Genomic DNA, 22,207 nt, shown 5'->3' on the forward strand with positions numbered 1-22,207 from the left:
AGAAAAAAAGATCTTAACACAACAGTAATAAATGAAATGAAAGAAGAAGCTAATATTAATGTTAATAATACAAAAGCAAAAATTTATTATTTAGGTAAACATTATTCAAATAAAATAAGTACCAAAGAATGACATTTGTATGGAATTGATTTAACAAATATGAATTTAGATTTAAATAAGCCCTACAAAGGTGGTGGAGATGGTTCTATTGCTGAAAAAACAATTACTGCCAAATTTGTAAATAAAACTATTTTAGGCATGTGCAATGATGTTTTAAGTTTAGCTATTTATGGAAAATTAAATTTAGATAAAAAAATCGAATCAAATTTAAATATTGATAAAATTAATTCAATGGAATTAGGAGATTTTTCAAATCAATCTTTAACAAGTATAAATAACAACTCTTCATTATAAAAATAAGTTATTTATATTATTGGTGGATATCAACTAAAAACTCATTTGTTGACTATGAGCCAAAACTTAACTGCAATAAGAAACAAAGTTTCTATTATCTATTAGTAGTTACGATACTAAGCATATTTTTAATAAAAATAAATTGAAAGGGAAAAACAAGATAATGTTAAAAAAAATATTTATGGAAATTAAACAAAAAAAACTAAGAAAAAAATAAATAAAATAAAAGAAAATTTAGTTTTTATTGATAGAATAAATTTACTTATAGAAAAAATTGAGGCTTTTTAGAAATCTGTGTATCTTTGTTTTACAAAGTACTAGTTCAGATTAATTCTGTCTTCAAATTTTATCATAAAATGAGCAATTGCTGTATTTCAATTTTGAATAGGCAATGTTCATTTTTTTGTTATATTTTCAATTGCTAAATAAAATATTTTAAAAACTGACATATCATTAGGAAAAGCTTTTTTGTTTCTAATAACTTTTCGTAATTGACTATTAACAGATTCAATAGCATTTGTTGTATAAATTACTCTTTTGATTTCTGCAGGATAACTAATAAAAATCATCAAATTTTCTCAATTTTTATATCAAGATTTAGCAATTTGGGGATATTGTTTATTTCATTTACTTTCAAATGATTCTAAAGCTTGCATTGCTTGTTCTTCACTACATGCACTATAAATTGGTTTTAAATCTGTAACTAGAGTTTTTCGATGTTTGTATGAAACATATTTTAAACTATTTCGAATTTGATGAACAATGCATAATTGATGTTCTGTTTTAGGATAAACTGCTTGTATTGCTTCTGACATGCCTGTTAAATTATCACTACAAGCAATCAAAATATCATTTAAGCCTCGATTTTTCATTTCTGTGAAATTAGCTAATCAAAATTTAGCACCTTCATTTTCACTAATTCATAAGCCTAAAACATCTTTTTTACCTTCTAAATCAACTCCTAATGCTATATAAACTGATTTATTAATAATCCGTTTATCTTGTCTAACTTTAACTACTATACAATCAAAATAAACAATCGGATAAATGCTTTCTAATGGTCGATTTTGTCATGCTTTGACATCATCAATAACATCATCAGTAATTTGACTAATAACACTTTCACTAATATCAGCACCATGATATAACTCTTGTAACTGCATTCTAATGTCAGATAGAGTCATACCTTTTGCATATAGTGAAAGCACTTGTTGATCAAAACCATCAAATCTTCGCTGTCTTTTTGCAACTATTACAGGAGTAAAATCACTATTGCGATCTCTTGGTACATCAATCTCAATTTTACCTTGTTGAGTTATTAATTTTTTTGAACTTGTACCATTACGAGCATTTTCAGTATTACTATGTTGATTTTTTTCATATCCTAAATAATTTTGCATTTCAGAATTCAACATTTTTTCAACTAAACGTTTTGTTAATTCTTTATATAAACCCCCTTCTTTAAAAACTGTTGTTAAATCTTCAGTATTTTCTTTTAATTATGTAGAAAAGTATGGATGACCAAAAATTATTCATCAATTTACACTTAAAATATTATTTTTAATTAAAAATTTGTTAAAAGTAACATTATTTAGTGTAAAAATTCTCTAAAAATAACACTTTATCATGTATCATTACTTTTCTACAAAATTAAAGGTATTTTCTAATAATAAATCTACTGCTTTTGATATTGGATCATTATTATTAATATTTTGTTTTTTAGCCATCTGTAACTCACTCTTTCTAGTCATTTAATTATATTTACTAGAATTAATTAAACATAGTTATTTTTGTAAGTTACACAGATTACTAAACATTGCCAAAAAATTGAAAATTTTAAAATTAATTTTATTGAAATTACAATATATGCACAAGATATAGACTTAACTTCTTACTATCTCTCACAACATAATCTTGAAAATAACTCTAATAAATATTATTTTAAAACCTGAATTGTAAATATAAATGGGACAGTTTTTTAAAATAATTGTATTAAATCTATTGGTCTTTTATAAGATAGTGATTTTCTGGGTGTAGAATTAATTTGAAATGCTATAGTATTTAAATCTTTTTGTTTATATGAAGATAGATCTTTTAATTATGTAGAAAAGTATGGATGACCAAAAATTATTCATCAATTTACACTTAAAATATTATTTTTAATTAAAAATTTGTTAAAAATAACATTATTTAGTGTAAAAATTCTCTAAAAATAACACTTTATCATGTATCATTACTTTTCTACAAAATTAAAGGATAGATCTGTAGATTTTGGTAAATATCTTCTTAAAATACCATTATTATTTTCATTTAAACCTCTTTGACAAGGTTTACCAGGATCTGCAAAATAAATCTTAACATTACAATTTTTTTCGATTAATTTTCATTTACTAAATTCTTTACCACGATCAAAAGTAATAGTTTTAACTGTTCCTTTTTGTAACTTTGAAATAAATTTTATTATACTTTTTGTAATATTTTCTGATTTATTATTTTTAGTTGCTAAAGGAATTGTGGTTTTTGATCATATATCAGCTAAAGTAATAATAGAACTTTTATGATCTTTACCAATGATAGTATCACCCTCTAAATGACCAAATTCTTCTATATTTTTAATATTAGGAATGATTAAATTTCTTTCATGAATAGACTTACAATTATTAATTCTGCCCCTAGTTTCTTTTTGTTTGTGAGGTTTATTTTTTCCTTTTCTCAATAAGTTATTTTCATCAAAACCCATTCGATTTGTTTTAAACATGTTATATAAAGTTTTTGTTGAAATACTTTTTATTTTATTTTCCTTTAAAAAATTAGCAATTATATCAAGAGCATAATTTTTAGTAATTAACAAATGATTAATAGTATTAATTTCTATTAAAGTTAAAATTATTAATTTTCTACCTGCATTTTGTTTATTTTTTTGAATTTTATTCAATATTTCTAATGGTAATAAGTTTTGATTTAATAATCTACAAACTCTATGTACAGTTGATTTACTATAATCAATGGCTTTTGCTATTTTACGAATCGAAAATCCATAACTTTTATATTCTTTTATTGCTATTATTGATTCAATAGTCAGATACTTATACATTGTGCTAATTCCTTTCTTTTCTTAATTATAGAATTAACACAATTTAATTTTTATATAAGTGTCCCATTTATATTTACAATTCAGGTTTATTAAAAATATTATGATACATTTTTATTAAGTTAAATCTAAATTTTAATTTTCAAGAAGTATTTTTATAAAGGTTATATTTTCATTTATATTTCATAATTGTCGTTAAACATGTTAATCATCATTTATGATAGAATTTAATATATGAGATTTTAATGAGATTTTAGAGTTGTGAGGTTTTAGTATGGAAGTGTCAGCAGAGAATTATAGAAACATTAATTCTCATAATCGTTGAGGAATTATTGTTAGTTCGGGGTTAATGGCAATAACTTTGATTATAAGTTGAGTATTATGACTTATACTTTATCGTACTAATGTTAATGAGATTTTAACAATTTTAACTGAAGTAATTAATAGTAAAGGTATTACATTTACTCTTACTTTTCAGATTTTAACAATTTTTACTTTAATTTTTTCGGTTATTACTCTAGTGTTTATTACAATTCCATTTATTTTTTTAAATAAATATGGAGTAATAACTTTAGTATGAGCATTAATAGTAGTAGTAATTTCGCTTGTCTTACTTATTGGTTTAGGATTATTAATAAGTTATGGTTATAAAAAAATTTATAGTTATGTTATGGACAAAAAAATTATTAATGTTTTATTTTTTATTTTACCTTGAGGCTTTGCATTAATTTGTAGTTTCTTTTTAGTACTTTTTTCTTTATGATTAATAATGGCTAATCTAAGAAATAAATGAAAAAAAGCATTATCATTGACAAATAATAATGCTTTATCAGCAACAGAAATACCCGCAAGTGTTGAACAAAATTCTCTTTTTTGTGAACAAACTATTGGACCATCATTTACAGATCGATTTTTAATGAACACGATAAATCAACACAAGGTATAAATATAGTTATTAATAATACTGGTGGAGGTGCACTTCCACAATCAAAATTACTTGATAATCAAGTAACTAGTAATCCAAATCCTGTTCAAACTAATAACAGTAGTAATATTGTTAATAGTGAAGTAACTTGAGCACCACAACAAATTGAAGAAGTATGAAATAAAGGAGAAATTATTGATGATTATAATCCACAGTTATATCGAAAAGACTATGCAGGTGGGCTAATGTTTAAAAATAACTTTATTAGTAATGTTAAACTTAATGATGATCCTAAAAGTTATAATTGAACTATTATACATCAACGACCTTTATTTCATGGAGGCACTTCTGATATTAGTAATTTACAGCCAATGAATAATACTAATGCTATTACTAAAGGTAATAATTATCCACGTTGAAAAACAGCTATTACTTTTAATGGAAAACAAAATTTTTTAAAACAAAAATCATGAAAAGATAAAAAATAGAGTATTAATCATTAATTTAACTGAAGATGATATTGAGCATATTATAAATATAATTGGTATTTTGCTTAGTTGTTAATAATTTAAATTTAATTACACTATTATCTTTTAAAATTTATTTGTTTATGGGAAAATGTATATAATAATTAAAAGATAGGAGCAATTAATCATGCAAGTTATTGTCCATGGAAAAAATATTAATATTACTTATGAAATTAAAAATGCTGTTGATAAAAATTTTAATTATTTACAAGAAAAGTATTCTAAATATATTAAAAAAGATATGATTGCTAAAGTTGGTATTGAAAGAAATAGTAATCATACATATAATATTTCCGTTCATATTCAGTTATTAAATAATAATTTTTTACAGTGTTTAGTAGAAAATCACGATCTTTATGTTGGCATTAATAAAACATTGGTTCCGTTGGAAAAACAATTAAGTCGTTTAAAAACGGTTGCTGATAAAACTGGTGCTGAAAACGTTGGTCAATTTATAACTAAAGAAATTCTTGATGATAATAGTGAAGTTATTATTGACGTAACAGAAAATAATTTTAATTTTGTAGAAAAGTAGTGGTAAAATAAAAAAAGTCATCAACTTGACTTAAAATTTGATTTTATTAAATTTTGGGATTTATTTTTTTTACAAACTGAAATATAACACATTGGATTTTTGATAAGGGGTTAATCCGTAGTGGTGATATTTTCATTTCCATAAATTGAGGTAATTTTGAATATTGGTAAATCCAATGCCATGGTAATGAGTAATAAATTCTTTTAAACTTGATTGTATTTTACTGACATTACTTAATTTTTTATAATTTAATTCTTTATTTTCTTTTGATTTAAACTGCTGGATAGTGGATTTAGTTTGTTTAGCTACTGTATCATATAATACTTGCATATCACAAACTATAATTGAATTTTCTTCGATAAGTTTCGATGTTAATTTTTCTTGTACTCATTTTTTATTTAATCTTTTAGTATTTGTTGTTTGAGCATAGATATTTCGGTTTTCATCAATTGCCATTTGAATACAACAATTTAAATCTTTAGCATTTTCTTCAATTCATTGTTTTCTTGGATCATTTGGATCTTTAAAGTTTCCTTTATGAATTTCTTTGATAAAAGTTTCGTCAATTTCAATTCTAGCTTTTAATTTTACAAATTGATTTTGTGTTTTTACTAATTGTGTTGATTTCATAAATTTTTGACGATTAAATCAGGCAGTTTTATTTGTAGTATTAATAAATTGAAAAATAATGTAAGCAGATTGACCTAAAGTAGCTATTTGTATCAATAAATCTCATTGATCATGAGATAAATGACTTCAATAAAAATAATGATTTTTAAAAGCATGAAAAGTAATATTACAACTTTTACATTTATATCTTTGCTTATAATCTTTACTACCATATTTAGTACACAAAAAAGAACTACAATCTGGACATTGAATCCCTTTCTCTTTGAATTTTTGTTCGACTGCTTCAAATTTTTCTTTTTTCTCAATTTGTTTAATTCTAGTTTTATTTTCTCTAAAAATCTCAATAAAATCTTTATCAGACAAATTATTTAAAATTTCTTTTACTGTATTTTTATTCATTTAAAATCACCTCTTTAATATTAAAAATACCATATAAAAATATATTTTTGCTAATTTTACTAATACCACTACTTTTCTACAAAATTAAAGGAAAATAAAGATTAAAGAAAACGTTTATGAAAGTATACAATTATTAGCATTAGTTTTTTTATTTAAATATGATGCATCATATTTTTCATTTTCTGCATCTTGTGCTTTTTTTTGTAAATTTTCTTCTGGTGTTATTTTTAAATTTCGCTTATAAATATTTGTATCCATTTTGTTTATTATTAAAATGGCATATTCAAGACTTTTTTTTATTTCTTTAATTAATTGTATATTTAAATTATCTTGATAGTTTTTTGTTGAAATATGTTTCTTTTTTTTGTTATCTCTAATTCTAAAATGTTTGATATAGTTATAGTAATAAAAAATATAATAGAGATTTTTAAAAGTCCTGAATTGTAAAATTAAAAAGGACACTTATATAAAAATTAAATTGTGTTAATTCTATAATTAAGAAAAGAAAGGAATTAGCACAATGTATAAGTATCTGACTATTGAATCAATAATAGCAATAAAAGAATATAAAAGTTATGGATTTTCGATTCGTAAAATAGCAAAAGCCATTGATTATAGTAAATCAACTGTACATAGAGTTTCTTATTACCATTAGAAATATTGAATAAAATTCAAAAAAATAAACAAAATGCAGGTAGAAAATTAATAATTTTAACTTTAATAGAAATTAATACTATTAATCATTTGTTAATTACTAAAAATTATGCTCTTGATATAATTGCTAATTTTTTAAAGGAAAATAAAATAAAAAGTATTTCAACAAAAACTTTATATAACATGTTTAAAACAAATCGAATGGGTTTTGATGAAAATAACTTATTGAGAAAAGGAAAAAATAAACCTCACAAACAAAAAGAAACTAGGGGCAGAATTAATAATTGTAAGTCTATTCATGAAAGAAATTTAATCATTCCTAATATTAAAAATATAGAAGAATTCTTTAATTTTGTAGAAAAGTAATGATACATGATAAAGTGTTATTTTTAGAGAATTTTTACACTAAATAATGTTACTTTTAACAAATTTTTAATTAAAAATAATATTTTAAGTGTAAATTGATGAATAATTTTTGGTCATCCATACTTTTCTACATAATTAAAAGAAGAATTTGGTCATTTAGAACCTGTTTAGAATCTTTTTAATAAAACTGAAATAAATGAAAGAACAACCATTTGTAAACTAGTATTTAGTTTTCTTTCACAATTTTTTCATAATCTTCTGTATTTTTCTAATCAAGCAAAGCTTCGTTCTACAATTCATCTTTTTGGTAATACTACAAAAGTATGTAATTCATTACGTTTTATCACTTCAACATTTGCATTTATGATTGTTTTGATTTCAGAAGCAAATTTTTCACCAGTATAACCAGCATCTACTATTATTTTTTGAACTGCAGAAAGATTTTCTTTTTCATTTTCAATCATTATTATAGCGCTATTACGATCTGTTTTTTCTGCTGTGGTTATGTAAATTGCATGTGGTAAACCTTGAGAATCAACAACAATATGACGTTTTATGCCTGAAATCTTTTTACCAGCATCATAACCTTTATTTTCGGTAGTATCTGTATTTTTAACACTTTGCGAATCAATTATACAAAAACTAGTTTGTTCTTTGCGATTATTATTGATACGAATTTTTTTAACTAATTTTTTTTAAAATTAATTGCAATACACTAGGTTCTTTACCATTATTTTTACTTCAAATTTGAAAATAATAATATACAGTTTGTCATTTTGGAAAATTTTTTGGTAGCATTCTTCATTGACAACCACTTTTTAATACATATAAAATTGCACAAAATACTTCATATAAATCTAAACTTCTTGGTTTTGTTTTCTTTTTGCTATTTTCTAAAATTGATTTTATGTTCTCAAATTGTTCTTTGGTGACATGACTTGGATAATTTTTATGCATATATACCTCTTATTTTAAAATATATAATCATTTTACATTATTTTCGAAAAGATTCTAAACAGGTTCTAAGAATATTAGTTACTAAAAACTATATTTGAAAAACTACTGGTGATAATAATGAAAAAAATGAAAATATTAATATGACAAGCAGTAATTTTAAAGGTAAAAACTTAACTGATATCTACGATTGAAATGTTAATGAAATATTTAAACGTTGTGGTATTCATATACCAAGTCAAAAGAAATCTGCACAACAATCAGTTCCCGAAAGTACAGCAGTTAATATTTCAACTATTAATTATATTGAACAAAAATTATGACAATTTAATATTGATATTCTTAAATTTATTCAAATATTAGTGAAAATTGATAAAGATTTATTAAATAGTAAAACATTTAATATTAATGATGAACAAGAAATTAATAATTTAACAGTTAAATTAAAATTATTTAATCCCGAAAATAACCAATTAATAGGAGAAAACAATGGACAACCAAGACAACAAACCACAAACCAAGTTTCCACAGAAACAAAAGCAAACTAAACTTAATCAAGCAAATGTAGAAAATGATTATTTAATTGATAATATTCCTTATGACTTTACAAATATGATGAGTGCTACTAGTGACCCAGATATTAATAGAGCATATGATGAATTTAAAAAAAGAACATTATATATTTATGAAATTGAGCGTTTATTTAAAAATAATGAAAATAATAGTTTAAAATTTTCAGCAAATACTATTAAAATAGGTTTTATTGATATTGATAAAGTATTAAAAACTACTGCTGCTGAAACATCAGACTTTACTATGCAATTAAATCAAAGAGCAAGTACTAATATTAATGATAATACTATTGAATATAGTATGACAGATATTAAAAATTTAATTTTTCAAGAAATAAATTTATTAAATCAATTTAAGTTATATGCAGTTAGTATAAATGAACCATTAACTGAAAATAATATTGATAATTTATATATTATTAATAATTATTCTCAACCTTATCAAAATCCAAAAACAAGAAGTACTAAAAGTATTACTATTATTAAAATTAAAGATTTTAAAACAAGAGATGGTTATCCAATTATTATTAAATTACAAAAACCATTAGATAAAGATACAAAAGTAACGGGTTTAAAAATTAAAGCCCCTAGAAGCATGATTTTCGGCAATATAAAGGTACTTGGTGAAATTGATAATATGGAAGTATACCCAAAGTTATTTGTTAAAGATAAGATAGCATTTCCACTATTATCAATGCCTATTGAAACTCAACCAAAAGTTAGAATTTTACAACAATGATTTAGTGAACAAATATTACCTTGAAATTTAGCAAAGCAATTTATAGGACAAGAAAAATCAGTTTTAGATTTAATTGCTATTGGTGGTGGAACTGAAACAAGAAAAGAAATTTTTAATAATGCAAGGGTTACAAGTACTAATATTGGTAAATATGATGGTGCAAACCCAATACCAAGTGATTTACCTGATTTTTTAATGGTAGCAAACCAACAATATCTTTTATATAGTCATCAAGACCCTAATCCACCATATCCAAGCAGAAGTATTATAATTGAATTATCAAAAAATTTTAAAGATGTTGAAATTGAAATAAATGATAAACCACCAATTGATAGTTTACAAAAAGTATTATTAGATATGCTAACTTATACATATAGTTATAATAGGAATTTTGATGGTGCAAAATATGAAAACGGTAGCCCAAATAATCATATTGCTTATTTAAAAGTTAAATTTGAAGGACAAAAACCCGATGATGTAATTACTAACTTATTTAAACAATGAAAATTAGATTATCCTAACTATATTAATTTAGAACAAGTAAAAATATTTAAACAAATAGTCATTATGTTATCTAATAATATTTATTCAAGTATGTCAATTAATAAAGGTTTAAATGATGATTATAAACTATTATTACCTTATTATTTTGAATTAAAATCTAATCCTATACATACTACTAGTGATGAAATTTGAGAATTTAAAGATGTAAAAGTATTATTAAAATCAGAGTATTTTGATTTTACAGATATGAATAATATTAAATTAAAAAATAATGATATTAGTCAAAATGAGTTATTTAAACTAGATGATAATCAATTTAATTGATTATCTATAACTAATGAACTTGAAAGTAATAATATTCCATCGTTAATTCCTGCTGATTGAACACTTGGTAATGGTGAATATGGAAAATACTTTACAAGAGCAATTATTGGAAAAATAAAAATTGAAAATGCTTTAAATTTATATGGTTCAAATAAATCACAATTATTTTCTAAATTAGAATTTTATAAAGAAATATCGCAAATTGATAATGAGAATAAATTTGAATTACAAATTGAAAATCCGATTAATAACTTAAATCGAATTGAAATTAATGGTATATTTGGCGCTGGAAATTATGATTTAATTTTAATAACAGATAAACAAGAAATTAATTTAACTAATATTAGTTTATTTGATAAATATAATGAAAATATTTCTTATATTAACTTAGAAATTTAATTAAAATAATTTGATGTATATTTACCATCTCATTTTATATCTTCATTATGTTCTTTTACACTATTGAAGTATAAAGAAGTTTTGTTTGGACTCAAAAATTTATTTCATCAAATAGTTGTTGTTCCAAATACTTTTTCGCCATTTGGTTTTAAGTAGGAATTTTCCATATTATGGGTAAGCACCCCCCCCATGATTAATCCTATTGTTCCAGTTGTAGCACCAGTTAATGCTAGTGCTAATGTTATTTTATTTAAATTTGTTTTTATTCATGTTTTCATAATAAACTTCTCCTTTTAGTTAATTTTTATTGAGTAATTATGTTCTTCTATAATATTATTTATTTTATTTTCTAATTCTTGTTCAAGGTCAATAATGTCATCTAGTATTTTAAGTTCTCATTTTTCAAAAAAATATTTATTATTGTAATTATTATCAATAAAATTATTTTTACATTTTGTAATTATTTTTGATTTTTTTCTTTTTCTTTTACATCTTTTTTTATTCATAAATACTCCTTTTTTCTTAATTTTACTTCTAAATTGTACTATTTTTCATTATTTTTACAAGTATGCTTTTAAACTCAAAATAATACCTAAATTAAAGGCGTTTATTTTATGAGACCTATACTATTAATTATATTGAACTTGTTTATTATATTTTAAATATGAAAGCATTTTTTAAAATATTTTTTATTTTATTTAAAATAACACTTATATATTTATATAATAATTAAGTAAATTAATTTTTTAAATATATTTACAATAAATTTAAAATTTAAAAAAAGTTAGGAGAAAAAATATGAGTTTTAATTACTTATGAACTTTAAATGAAGCAACTAAAAGAATGTATCAATCATTTAGAGATGATGTAAAAAATCAATGAGAAAAAACAGATTGAAGAATCTTAAAAGAAAGAGATAGAAAATATATCCCCGTTAAAATTAAAACAAGAACTAGAAATACTATCAATGGTCTTGTTACTTATAAATGTCGTGATTATAAATATTATGATGAACAATTAAAAAAATGAGTTCCTATTTGTTTATTAGATGAAAAATTGCAATTACCTAAATACAAAAGGACTTGTCAAGATATCAAAAATAATGTTATTGAACATTTTGCAGATGGAAAAAAATATCGTGATATTTTACATACTATGAAACAAACAAAATTTAGTACAACAAGTATTGGAAGAGTATTTCAAGAATATCAAGTCAATAAATTAGATGTTCCTAAAATAAAATTAGAACCAAATCAATTTATTTATATTAGTATTGATGATGGACATCGTAAGTTTTGAAAATTTAAACGTAATTCTGGTAAATATTCAATGCGCTTAGTATTATTTTGTACAGATAATATTAATCATAAATTAGTTAATAAAAGAGTAGATGTAATAATAAGACCAACAAAAACAGCAATTGGTGTTAAAAAAACTGCTGAATTTATTTTAGAACAAGGAAATAGATTTTTTGAAAATTTTGACCAAGCAAAAATTATTATTTGTGGTGATAGTGCAGAATGAATTAAAGATGTTGCTGATTATTTAGGTGCACAATTTGTTTTAGATAAATTCCATTTAGTTAAAAAGTTATATGTAGGAATAATTGCTGGAAATAAAGGAAAATATTGAAACGAATATAATACTTGTAGAAATTTTATTGAAAATGGTCAATATGATGAGTTAATAAAATATATGAATGAAATATTAAAAAATCATAAAAAATTAAAAAAACAATATTGAGGCTTTTTAGAAATCTGTGTATCTTTGTTTTACAAAGTACTAGTTCAGATTAATTCTGTCTTCAAATTTTATCATAAAATGAGCAATTGCTGTATTTCAATTTTGAATAGGCAATGTTCATTTTTTTGTTATATTTTCAATTGCTAAATAAAATATTTTAAAAACTGACATATCATTAGGAAAAGCTTTTTTGTTTCTAATAACTTTTCGTAATTGACTATTAACAGATTCAATAGCATTTGTTGTATAAATTACTCTTTTGATTTCTGCAGGATAACTAATAAAAATCATCAAATTTTCTCAATTTTTATATCAAGATTTAGCAATTTGGGGATATTGTTTATTTCATTTACTTTCAAATGATTCTAAAGCTTGCATTGCTTGTTCTTCACTACATGCACTATAAATTGGTTTTAAATCTGTAACTAGAGTTTTTCGATGTTTGTATGAAACATATTTTAAACTATTTCGAATTTGATGAACAATGCATAATTGATGTTCTGTTTTAGGATAAACTGCTTGTATTGCTTCTGACATGCCTGTTAAATTATCACTACAAGCAATCAAAATATCATTTAAGCCTCGATTTTTCATTTCTGTGAAATTAGCTAATCAAAATTTAGCACCTTCATTTTCACTAATTCATAAGCCTAAAACATCTTTTTTACCTTCTAAATCAACTCCTAATGCTATATAAACTGATTTATTAATAATCCGTTTATCTTGTCGAACTTTAACTACTATACAATCAAAATAAACAATCGGATAAACGCTTTCTAATGGTCGATTTTGTCATGCTTTGACATCATCAATAACATCATCAGTAATTTGACTAATAACACTTTCACTAATATCAGCACCATGATATAACTCTTGTAACTGCATTCTAATGTCAGATAGAGTCATACCTTTTGCATATAGTGAAAGCACTTGTTGATCAAAACCATCAAATCTTCGCTGTCTTTTTGCAACTATTACAGGAGTAAAATCACTATTGCGATCTCTTGGTACATCAATCTCAATTTTACCTTGTTGAGTTATTAATTTTTTTGAACTTGTACCATTACGAGCATTTTCAGTATTACTATGTTGATTTTTTTCATATCCTAAATAATTTTGCATTTCAGAATTCAACATTTTTTCAACTAAACGTTTTGTTAATTCTTTATATAAACCCCCTTCTTTAAAAACTGTTGTTAAATCTTCAGTATTTTCTAATAATAAATCTACTGCTTTTGATATTGGATCATTATTATTAATATTTTGTTTTTTAGCCATCTGTAACTCACTCTTTCTAGTCATTTAATTATATTTACTAGAATTAATTAAACATAGTTATTTTTGTAAGTTACACAGATTACTAAACATTGCCTAAATCTTAAAAATATTCGTTTTCTGCCTTTTCTAAATTTATAACCAATAATTTTAAAATATTTTAAAAACGCAAAAACATGTTCAACTTTTCTGCGAGTTTTATTAATAATCTTATTAAAAATTTTAATTTTACTTGTTTTAGGATTGTTTTTACTAGTTTTAATAGGTAAAAATGTATTAGCATGAATTTTTTGTAAACCTTGATAACCTTTATCTGCAATAATTATAGTTTCTGGTGAAAATTTTAACTTTGAATTTTTAAAAGTTTTAAAATCATGATTTTTACCAATATCAGGAAAAATATTTAAAATTTCATTAGTATGTGCATTAATTATGGTTTGAAACTTAACAGTATGCATTCATTTTTTACCAGAAAATCAATCTTTTTGGTTATATTTTGGTCGTTCTGTTTCTACTTCTGTTACATCAATTATCAAAATTTTATTTTTTAATTCTTCTTTTTAAAAAAAATATTTTTATTTGTTAAATCCTGAATTGTAAATATAAATGGGACAGTTTTTTAAAATAATTGTATTAAATCTATTGGTCTTTTATAAGATAGTGATTTTCTGGGTGTAGAATTAATTTGAAATGCTATAATACTTATACATTGTGCTAATTCCTTTCTTTTCTTAATTATAGAATTAACACAATTTAATTTTTATATAAGTGTCCTTTTTAATTTTACAATTCAGGTTATTTAAAAGGAAATGTAACACCATTAAATACTTTTTTTAATATATTACCTGCATTTGTTGGAATTAATAAAATTAGTCGTGGTTATCGTACTACTAAATTTATTAAGTTAGCACAAAAAACTAAAACATTAGAACAAATTGGTGTTAAAGAAGCAAAAAATTTACAAGAAATTATTAGTCAAGTAAGTGGAAAAGAAATTTTAACAGATAAAATCATTGGTAATAAACGTTATTTATTTAATTATAGTTTGGCACCTAATCGTGAAACAATAACACAAAATTTAGGTTATGTTGCTGAAAAACAATTTAAAAATAATTTTAAATCTTTAAAATCACAACAAATAAAAGAATATTTATCATTACAAAATACATTAATAAAATTAAGTCCACAATTAACTCCAAAGTTTAAAATTAAAGATATTGAAAAAGCAAATAACTTTTTAAAAAAATATAATACTGAATTAAAAGAAGTATTAAAAATGAACCAACATGATTGATTAAATTTAGTTCATACAATACATACAGAGAATAGATATGGAAAAACTTTAATTTTAGATTTACAAAAAATTCGTGCTAATGCTATTAAATTTAATTTTAAAAATAGTTCAATTCATAAAATTGTTTTAAATGCAAATAAAATTTTTAAGTATTTTGATATTAGATTTTATTTAAAAAAAGGTTTAAATAAATTTTGAAAAGATACACCATATTTTGAAAAATTACGAGAAAGTATATATAAATTACAAGAAAAATTTGAAAAATTAGAAAAACAAGCATTTGAAAAAATTAATAAATTAAAAGAAAAAGCAACAGATTTATTTACTAGTGCAGAAAAAAGAGCAATTAAACATGCACAATTAATTCCACTAAATTCACCAGTATTTATGGGTTGTAAAATTCAACCTTTATCATTAGACAAATGTGCAATTACTATTTATCATCGTAATCCTAAGTATAAACCAATTACAGTTGTTGATAGTATTCTTAAAGCAAAAACTTTTGTTACTCAAATACATCCATTTCATTGATATCGTTGATATAGTGGTTGATACATTGGTTATGGTGTTAATCGTAATAAATGATTAAAAGCAATAGCATTTGCTCCACCAGTGGTGCAACAAGTAATTAGAGATAGTTTTAAAGTATATAGAGAAATATTTAGAACTATTAGAACTTATCATAAAGTAGTAAATGTTATTAATAATCCTATTGAAAATATTAATAAATCATTTAAAAGTGTTGGTTTAAAATTTTCAGTTAATACTTTATTTGGTACTGGACTATTACATCATTTAGAAAAATTTGCATATAGTCAAGTTGTAGAAAAAGGTAAGAAAAAATTACAAAAAGAAATTATCCATATATCACATAGGAAAACTAAAACAAAAACTAAACATTATAAAAAAGCATTTTTTAAGGAATGATAAATTATGATTAATAAACTTTGAACTGATGTCAGTCTTGAAAATTATAATAACTGATATCCATTAACTGGAAAAATTACAGAAACTCCACCGCAATATATAAATACATGACCTAATGTAAAAGACTGATTTACAACTTTTGCTATTCGCGCTCAAAATGATATTAATGCTTATCTTGATTTTATTTTATCTAAATTTCCTTTTGATAGTTTTAAAGATGAATTAATTAAAGAAACATTAAGAGATATGGTTTATGTAATGGTTGAACATTGAGTATTTAATCGTACACCAATTGAATTTAATGTTGATGCTACTATTCAATTCAATAATGGTACATCATTTAATGCAAGTAGTATTCCTACAATTAATGTTTGAGATTTAGCACCAAGTAGAATGAAAATATGAGCAAGATTAACAGAATTAAAACAAGTATTTTCAAATTATAATCAAGATGAAATAGATATTGAAAAAATTGACTTAAAAGTATTTTATACTAGAAATCAAGTTGATGAATTAATTAAAGAACAAAAAGAATTTACATTATCAAAACAAATAAAATTATATGATGATTTAGTTAATGATAACGAAAATGAGATATATAGGGGTCGTGTTACAAACTTTATAAATAAAGGTTATGTTGCAACTGATTATGACCCAAAAACTGAAACAATGATTTTAGATTGACCTGATGAAATTGGTACATTACCACCAGAAGCATTACAAAATAATCCACAAATTGGTGATTTTACTCATGCTGCGACTGCTGACTTTTCTGCTAAACAACAAAAAAGAATTACTACTAATGAAAATAGTATTAAATTATTAGAAAATAAAGTTGATATTAATAAACAAAATATTGATGATATTAAAAATAATTGATTTAATATTGAAACTAGTCCTTTATGAAAAAAAGTTAAAAATGAAAATATTAAAACAGATATATGATATATTATTGATTGAACATATTATTTTATCGATAGTAAACAACTTATTATAAGTAATAATAAATTAACTAAATCTAATATAAGAATTACTAATCATCAAATAGAAAATAGACAAATAATAATTGAAAAAATTGATGTTAATATTGACAAAGTAATGTTATTATATGATGATAATTTAATAAAATTTATTGTTGCTAATAGCACAAAAAAGTATACACCAATAATTCATAATATATATCAATATCAAGGTACTGGAACACCAACTGAATTTATAGCAGAAGAAAATACTGAACGTGATTATTATACAAAACTAGAAACTAATAATTTATTAGATAAAAAACAAGATAAATTATCTTTAATTAAAGAAGATATTACTTATAAAGTTTTACAATATAGAGAATTAGGAACTGGTTTATTTACGGGTGATTTAGATATTCCACCAACTAAATTTATTAAACAATGAATTAAAGATAGTGGTGGTGGAGTTGACCCAACTAAATATTATACAAAACCAGAAATTGATAAAAAATTAGAAGATGTAAAGTCACAATTCCCCTTTAATTTTGTAGAAAAGTAATGATACATGATAAAGTGTTATTTTTAGAGAATTTTTACACTAAATAATGTTATTTTTAACAAATTTTTAATTAAAAATAATATTTTAAGTGTAAATTGATGAATAATTTTTGGTCATCCATACTTTTCTACATAATTAAAACAATTCCCTATTGCATTTCAATTGAATGCTGTAAGTCAAGAAATCCCTAATTTAGAAACTATTAATAAAACTGTTGCTGGTGCTATTAATGAAAATAAAGCAAATATTGATAAAAAACAAGATAAAGAAATATGAAAAGTAATAAGTAAAAGTAAAAATAATCGTGAATGAGATACGTTTGAAATTAATTTTAATACTGTATATAGAGTAATTATAACATTAGATGAATTACCAGTAAATCAAGCAAATATAAAGCATAAAGTAGAATTTAAAACTGGTAATTATTTAGGTGGAGATTATTTACTTGCAAAATTTAAAATTAAAGATGAAGATGTAATATTAACTTTAACTGTTAGAGAAAGTAGTTTTAATTGTAGTTTATATTTAAAAGGTGGAGATATTAATTATGGTGCTATTCTTTCATTAGAAGAATTACAAAATACAATTAAAGTTGATGTTACACCAAAAATAAAAATTAATTCAAAAAGTTTAGAAACAAATGAAGTTGAAGAAAATTGTTGAGATATTGAATTACCAGATAATCCAACACCAAGTCCAAATAATCAACAATGAAAAGATGTAGGAACAAGAGAAAAAAATAAATGAGATAATTGACAAATTACTTATGATTTTATAGTTAATAAACATTATAGAGTTTATTATTCTTGAAGTATATATAATCCAGTTTATACTATTCAAGAATTTATTATAACGGATAACAAAATTGCTGGTGTACCAATACAAACCTTTAATGATAGTGTTAATATAGTAATTTTATCAGTTCAACATGCTAAATTGATTACTATTTATAGTGGAAAAGGTAATTTAAAAGGTAATGTATGAAAATTAGAAGAATTACAGGAATAATATTATGTTTTTTAAAATTATAAAAATTATTTTAGGTTTAATTGGAGTAATTCTATCATCAGCAACTGCTGGTTTAATTATATTCATTATTGTAAAAATTATATTAAAAATTAATCAAATATTTTAAAGAAAGGTGGTGAATATTATGCTAAGTTTATTTAAAAGAAAAGAAAAAAATAATATTAATGATAATCAAAGTGAAAAATTAAAATTTTTAACTAATAAAAATAAAAGTACACATGCTTCTATTTTAAATTATTTTGGTTTTAATGATTTTAACCATGAAACTTATTTTACTGATTTTGTAGCAGAAAATAATGCTAATTTATATAATGCTCCATTAGAAATTAATAATGAAACCATTAAACAATATTTAATTCAACAAGAATTTTATAGAAAAAATTGAAATTCTATTTTTAAATTAAGTAAATTAGGAATTAGTGGTTATTTAATTTATATTGCAAATGATAATTTATATTTTCAAGTAGTTGATATACAACAAAGAGTTTATGATATTACTGGTAAATTAATTGAATGTACTATTTTTTATGATAGTTATCAACAAAATGCACAAACTGTAAGATTATTCGAAGTTTATACATTAAATAATGAACAAGTAACAATTAATCGTGCAATTTATAGTATTAGTGATAATAAAAAACAATTTCCATTAGATTTTAAATCATACATTAATAATCCTAATTTATCACAAGAACAAACATTAAACATTAACTATATACCAATAGCAATTATGAGAAATAAAGCAAATGAACAAGCAGATTGTGATAAAGTAATGGATAAAATTAAAGCATTAGATGTTATTTATGAACAAATTGTTTTAGATACTATTTTAAACTCACCTAAATTTATATTTAGTCAAACTTATGGTAATGTTCAATCAGCATTAGAAGAAGCAGTAAGAACTTTGGTTACTAAAAACTACATATTTAAAAGTGGTGGAGATAATAATGAACAAAACGAAAATATCAATATGACAAATAGTAATTTTAAAGGTAAAAATTTAACTGATATATATGATTGAAATGTTAATGAAATATTTAAACGTTGTGGTATTCATATACCAAGTCAAAAGAAATCTGCACAACAATCAGTTCCCGAAAGTACAGCAGTTAATATTTCAACTATTAATTATATTGAACAAAAATTATGACAATTTAATATTGATATTCTTAAATTTATTCAAATATTAGTGAAAATTGATAAAGATTTATTAAATAGTAAAACATTTAATATTAATGATGAACAAGAAATTAATAATTTAACAGTTAAATTAAAATTATTTAATCCCGAAAATAACCAATTAATAGGAGATAACAATGGAAAACAACAACAAACCACAAACGAAGTTTCCACAGAAACAGAAGCAAACTAAACTTAATCAAGCAGAAGTAGAAAATGATTATTTAATTGATAATATTCCATATGATTTTACTAATATGATGGGTGCTACTAGTGACCCAGATATTAATAGAGCATACGATGAATTTAAAAAAAGAACAATTTATATTTATGAAATTGAGCGTTTATTTAAAAATAATGAAAATAATAGTTTAAGATTTTCAGCAAATACTATTAAAATAGGTTTTATTGATATTGATAAAGTATTAAAAACTACTGCTGCTGAAACATCAGACTTTACTATGCAATTAAATCAAAGAGCAAGTACTAATATTAATGATAATACAATTGAATATAGTATGACTGATATTAAAAATTTAATATTTCAAGAAATAAATTTATTAAATCAATTTAAGTTATATGCAGTATCTATTAATGAACCATTAACTGAAAATAATATTGATAATTTATATATCATTAATAACTATTCACAACCTTATCAAAATCCAAAAACAAGAAGTACTAAAAGTATTACTATTATTAAAATTAAAGATTTTAAAACAAGAGATGGTTATCCAATTATTATTAAATTACAAAAACCATTAGATAAAGATACAAAAGTAATTGGTTTAAAAATTAAAGCCCCTAGAAGCATGATTTTTGGCAATATAAAGGTACTTGGTGAAGTTGACAATATGGAAGTATACCCAAAGTTATTTGTTAAAGATAAGATAGCATTTCCGTTGTTATCAATGCCTATTGAAACTCAACCAAAAGTTAGAATATTACAACAATGATTTAGTGAACAAATATTACCTTGAAATCTTGCAAAACAATTCATAGGACAAGAAAAATCAGTTTTAGATTTAATTGCTATTGGTGGTGGTAAAGAAACAAGAAAAGAAATTTTTAATAATGCAAGAGTAACACATGCTTGATTAGGTTATGAAATGGGTACTGTTTGAAATGGTCAGTGACCATTGAAAAAACAAAAAGAATTAAAAGACAAAGAAGTTTGAAATTTTCCGGGTGAAAGCCAATTTTATCAATATGTTGCAACTAATAACAGATTTGATGATATAGAAATTGAAATTAAAGACGCACCAACAGTTGATAGTTTACAACAAGTATTATTAGATATGCTAACTTATACATATAATTACAATAGAAATTTTGATGGTGCATCTTTAATAACTCCCCCAAATGAAATGGATATACTACGAGCAAAATTTGAAAATCAAAAACTAGATGAAGTAATTAGTAATTTGTTTAAACAGTGAAAACTAGATTATCCAAATTATATTAGTTTATCACAAGTGCAAATATTAAAACAAATAGTAATTATGTTATCAAATAATATTTATTCTAATATGTCTATTAATAAAGGTTTAAATGATGATAATAAAATACTTTTTCCTTATTATTTTGAATTAAAATCAAATCCAATACATACTAATAAAGATGAAATTTGACAATTTAAAGATGCAAAAGTAATATTAAAATCTAATTATTTTGATTTTACAGATATTAATAATATTAAATTAAAAAATAATGATATTAGTCAAAATGAATTATTTAAGTTAGATGATAACCAATTTAATTGATTATCTATTACAAACGAATTAGAAAGTAATAATATACCTTCATTAATTCCTGCTGATTGAACACTAGGTAATGGTGAATATGGTAAATATTTTACAAGAGTAATCATTAGTAATAATAAAATTGAAAATGCTTTAAGTTTATATGGTTCAAATAAATCTCAATTATTTTCTAAATTAGAATTTTATAAAGAAGTTTCACAAATTGATGATAATAGTGAATTTGAATTACAAATTGAAAATCCGATTAATAACTTAAATCGGATTGAAATTAGTGGCATATTTGGTGCTGGAAATTATGATTTAATTTTAATGACTGATAAACAAGAAATAAAATTAACCAATATTAATTTATTTGATAAATATAATGAAAATATTTCTTATATTAATTTAGAAATTTAAAATTATTTATAAAAATATCCATCAGGATATTTACCATCTCATTT

At 22.5% G+C, this 22,207-nt stretch carries 20 protein-coding genes and 3 pseudogenes; 13 read left to right on the forward strand and 10 right to left on the reverse strand.

Annotation, left to right across the window (positions count from 1 at the left end; all coding sequences use genetic code 4):
* Positions 1–36 precede the first annotated feature (36 nt).
* A complete protein-coding gene (locus AAHH39_RS00215; RefSeq protein ID WP_342218270.1) occupies positions 37–414 on the forward strand; it encodes a hypothetical protein in 378 nt (125 codons plus the stop codon).
* A 317-nt stretch (positions 415–731) separates the two neighbouring features.
* On the opposite strand, the gene AAHH39_RS00220 is transcribed toward AAHH39_RS00215, so the two are convergent.
* Together AAHH39_RS00220 and AAHH39_RS00225 are read right to left on the reverse strand one after the other, a co-directional pair.
* Positions 732–1,913 carry an IS256 family transposase gene (locus tag AAHH39_RS00220; RefSeq protein ID WP_342219294.1) on the reverse strand — a complete coding sequence of 394 codons (1,182 nt, stop codon included), beginning with the start codon at positions 1,911–1,913 and terminating at the stop codon, positions 732–734.
* Positions 1,914–2,668: 755 nt separating this feature from the next.
* Positions 2,669–3,508: pseudogene (locus tag AAHH39_RS00225) on the reverse strand (IS30 family transposase); the annotation flags it as partial.
* Positions 3,509–3,722: 214 nt separating this feature from the next.
* Between AAHH39_RS00225 and AAHH39_RS00230 the strand changes: the two are divergent.
* The 3 genes from AAHH39_RS00230 (at position 3,723) to hpf (ending at position 5,492) form a co-directional block, all read left to right on the forward strand.
* Complete coding sequence (locus tag AAHH39_RS00230; RefSeq protein ID WP_342218438.1) at positions 3,723–4,451, forward strand: hypothetical protein; 729 nt, start codon at positions 3,723–3,725, stop codon at positions 4,449–4,451.
* Positions 4,379–4,918 (forward strand): hypothetical protein, encoded by a 540-nt coding sequence (locus AAHH39_RS00235; RefSeq protein ID WP_342218439.1) that lies wholly within the window; start codon positions 4,379–4,381, stop codon positions 4,916–4,918. Before AAHH39_RS00230 ends, AAHH39_RS00235 begins: the two co-directional genes overlap by 73 nt.
* A gap of 166 nt (positions 4,919–5,084) precedes the next feature.
* Positions 5,085–5,492: a ribosome hibernation-promoting factor, HPF/YfiA family gene (hpf, locus tag AAHH39_RS00240; RefSeq protein ID WP_342218440.1), complete on the forward strand. Its 408-nt coding sequence runs from the start codon at positions 5,085–5,087 to the stop codon at positions 5,490–5,492.
* A gap of 69 nt (positions 5,493–5,561) precedes the next feature.
* Here the strand turns inward: hpf and AAHH39_RS00245 are convergent, their stop codons facing one another.
* Both AAHH39_RS00245 and AAHH39_RS00250 read right to left on the reverse strand, forming a co-directional pair.
* Positions 5,562–6,521, reverse strand: a complete 960-nt coding sequence (locus AAHH39_RS00245; RefSeq protein WP_342218441.1) for a transposase-like zinc-binding domain-containing protein — start codon at positions 6,519–6,521, stop codon at positions 5,562–5,564.
* Between the two features lie 114 nt (positions 6,522–6,635).
* Positions 6,636–6,779 (reverse strand): hypothetical protein, encoded by a 144-nt coding sequence (locus AAHH39_RS00250; RefSeq protein WP_338975342.1) that lies wholly within the window; start codon positions 6,777–6,779, stop codon positions 6,636–6,638.
* A 262-nt stretch (positions 6,780–7,041) separates the two neighbouring features.
* On the opposite strand from AAHH39_RS00250, the pseudogene AAHH39_RS13160 reads away from it, so the two are divergent.
* A pseudogene (locus tag AAHH39_RS13160) lies at positions 7,042–7,520 on the forward strand (helix-turn-helix domain-containing protein); the annotation flags it as partial.
* Between the two features lie 188 nt (positions 7,521–7,708).
* On the opposite strand, the gene AAHH39_RS00265 reads toward AAHH39_RS13160, so the two are convergent.
* Positions 7,709–8,498, reverse strand: a protein-coding gene (locus AAHH39_RS00265; protein ID WP_425288908.1) for an IS5 family transposase whose coding sequence is annotated in 2 segments (ribosomal slippage) — positions 7,709–8,236 and positions 8,238–8,498 — 789 coding nt in all. Because the reading frame shifts where the segments join, the coding sequence is not laid out codon by codon here.
* Here AAHH39_RS00265 and AAHH39_RS00270 point away from each other — a divergent pair.
* Complete coding sequence (locus AAHH39_RS00270) at positions 8,480–9,043, forward strand: hypothetical protein (RefSeq protein WP_342218443.1); 564 nt, start codon at positions 8,480–8,482, stop codon at positions 9,041–9,043. The genes AAHH39_RS00265 and AAHH39_RS00270 overlap by 19 nt on opposite strands.
* Positions 8,985–11,033 carry a hypothetical protein gene (locus AAHH39_RS00275; protein WP_342218444.1) on the forward strand — a complete coding sequence of 683 codons (2,049 nt, stop codon included), beginning with the start codon at positions 8,985–8,987 and terminating at the stop codon, positions 11,031–11,033. Before AAHH39_RS00270 ends, AAHH39_RS00275 begins: the two co-directional genes overlap by 59 nt.
* Here the strand turns inward: AAHH39_RS00275 and AAHH39_RS00280 are convergent.
* Both AAHH39_RS00280 and AAHH39_RS00285 read right to left on the reverse strand, forming a co-directional pair.
* Positions 11,030–11,311 carry a hypothetical protein gene (locus AAHH39_RS00280; protein ID WP_342218445.1) on the reverse strand — a complete coding sequence of 94 codons (282 nt, stop codon included), beginning with the start codon at positions 11,309–11,311 and terminating at the stop codon, positions 11,030–11,032. The genes AAHH39_RS00275 and AAHH39_RS00280 overlap by 4 nt on opposite strands.
* Before the next feature lie 15 nt (positions 11,312–11,326).
* Positions 11,327–11,539 (reverse strand): hypothetical protein, encoded by a 213-nt coding sequence (locus tag AAHH39_RS00285; protein WP_342218446.1) that lies wholly within the window; start codon positions 11,537–11,539, stop codon positions 11,327–11,329.
* 292 nt (positions 11,540–11,831) lie between these two features.
* Here AAHH39_RS00285 and AAHH39_RS00290 point away from each other — a divergent pair, with 292 nt between their 5' ends.
* Entirely contained in the window at positions 11,832–12,923 is a 1,092-nt protein-coding gene (locus AAHH39_RS00290; protein WP_342218447.1) for an Mbov_0401 family ICE element transposase-like protein, read from the forward strand.
* Here the strand turns inward: AAHH39_RS00290 and AAHH39_RS00295 are convergent.
* Both AAHH39_RS00295 and AAHH39_RS00300 read right to left on the reverse strand, forming a co-directional pair.
* Positions 12,816–14,054 carry an IS256 family transposase gene (locus AAHH39_RS00295; protein ID WP_342219293.1) on the reverse strand — a complete coding sequence of 413 codons (1,239 nt, stop codon included), beginning with the start codon at positions 14,052–14,054 and terminating at the stop codon, positions 12,816–12,818. The two genes, AAHH39_RS00290 and AAHH39_RS00295, sit on opposite strands and share 108 nt — an antisense overlap.
* A gap of 47 nt (positions 14,055–14,101) precedes the next feature.
* Entirely contained in the window at positions 14,102–14,587 is a 486-nt protein-coding gene (locus AAHH39_RS00300; protein WP_342218448.1) for a transposase family protein, read from the reverse strand.
* Positions 14,588–15,096: 509 nt separating this feature from the next.
* Between AAHH39_RS00300 and AAHH39_RS00305 the strand changes: the two genes are divergently transcribed.
* Positions 15,097–16,275 carry a hypothetical protein gene (locus tag AAHH39_RS00305; protein WP_342218449.1) on the forward strand — a complete coding sequence of 393 codons (1,179 nt, stop codon included), beginning with the start codon at positions 15,097–15,099 and terminating at the stop codon, positions 16,273–16,275.
* A 3-nt stretch (positions 16,276–16,278) separates the two neighbouring features.
* Entirely contained in the window at positions 16,279–17,793 is a 1,515-nt protein-coding gene (locus AAHH39_RS00310) for a hypothetical protein (RefSeq protein ID WP_342218450.1), read from the forward strand.
* A gap of 23 nt (positions 17,794–17,816) precedes the next feature.
* Here the strand turns inward: AAHH39_RS00310 and AAHH39_RS13165 are convergent.
* A pseudogene (locus tag AAHH39_RS13165) lies at positions 17,817–17,933 on the reverse strand (IS30 family transposase); the annotation flags it as partial.
* Positions 17,934–17,955: 22 nt separating this feature from the next.
* Between AAHH39_RS13165 and AAHH39_RS00315 the strand changes: the two are divergent.
* The 3 genes from AAHH39_RS00315 to AAHH39_RS00325 all read left to right on the forward strand — a co-directional run bounded on the left by AAHH39_RS00315 (position 17,956) and on the right by AAHH39_RS00325 (position 22,163).
* On the forward strand, positions 17,956–18,801 hold the full coding sequence (locus tag AAHH39_RS00315) for a hypothetical protein (protein ID WP_342218451.1): 846 nt from the start codon (positions 17,956–17,958) through the stop codon (positions 18,799–18,801).
* 145 nt (positions 18,802–18,946) lie between these two features.
* Positions 18,947–20,194, forward strand: a complete 1,248-nt coding sequence (locus tag AAHH39_RS00320; RefSeq protein WP_338957148.1) for a hypothetical protein — start codon at positions 18,947–18,949, stop codon at positions 20,192–20,194.
* On the forward strand, positions 20,139–22,163 hold the full coding sequence (locus AAHH39_RS00325) for a hypothetical protein (protein WP_342218452.1): 2,025 nt from the start codon (positions 20,139–20,141) through the stop codon (positions 22,161–22,163). The genes AAHH39_RS00320 and AAHH39_RS00325 overlap by 56 nt, the downstream gene beginning before the upstream one ends.
* Positions 22,164–22,207: the final 44 nt, after the last annotated feature.

The sequence above is a fragment of the Spiroplasma endosymbiont of Amphimallon solstitiale genome (genome assembly GCF_964030965.1).
GTDB lineage: Bacteria > Bacillota_I > Bacilli_A > Mycoplasmatales > VBWQ01 > Spiroplasma_E.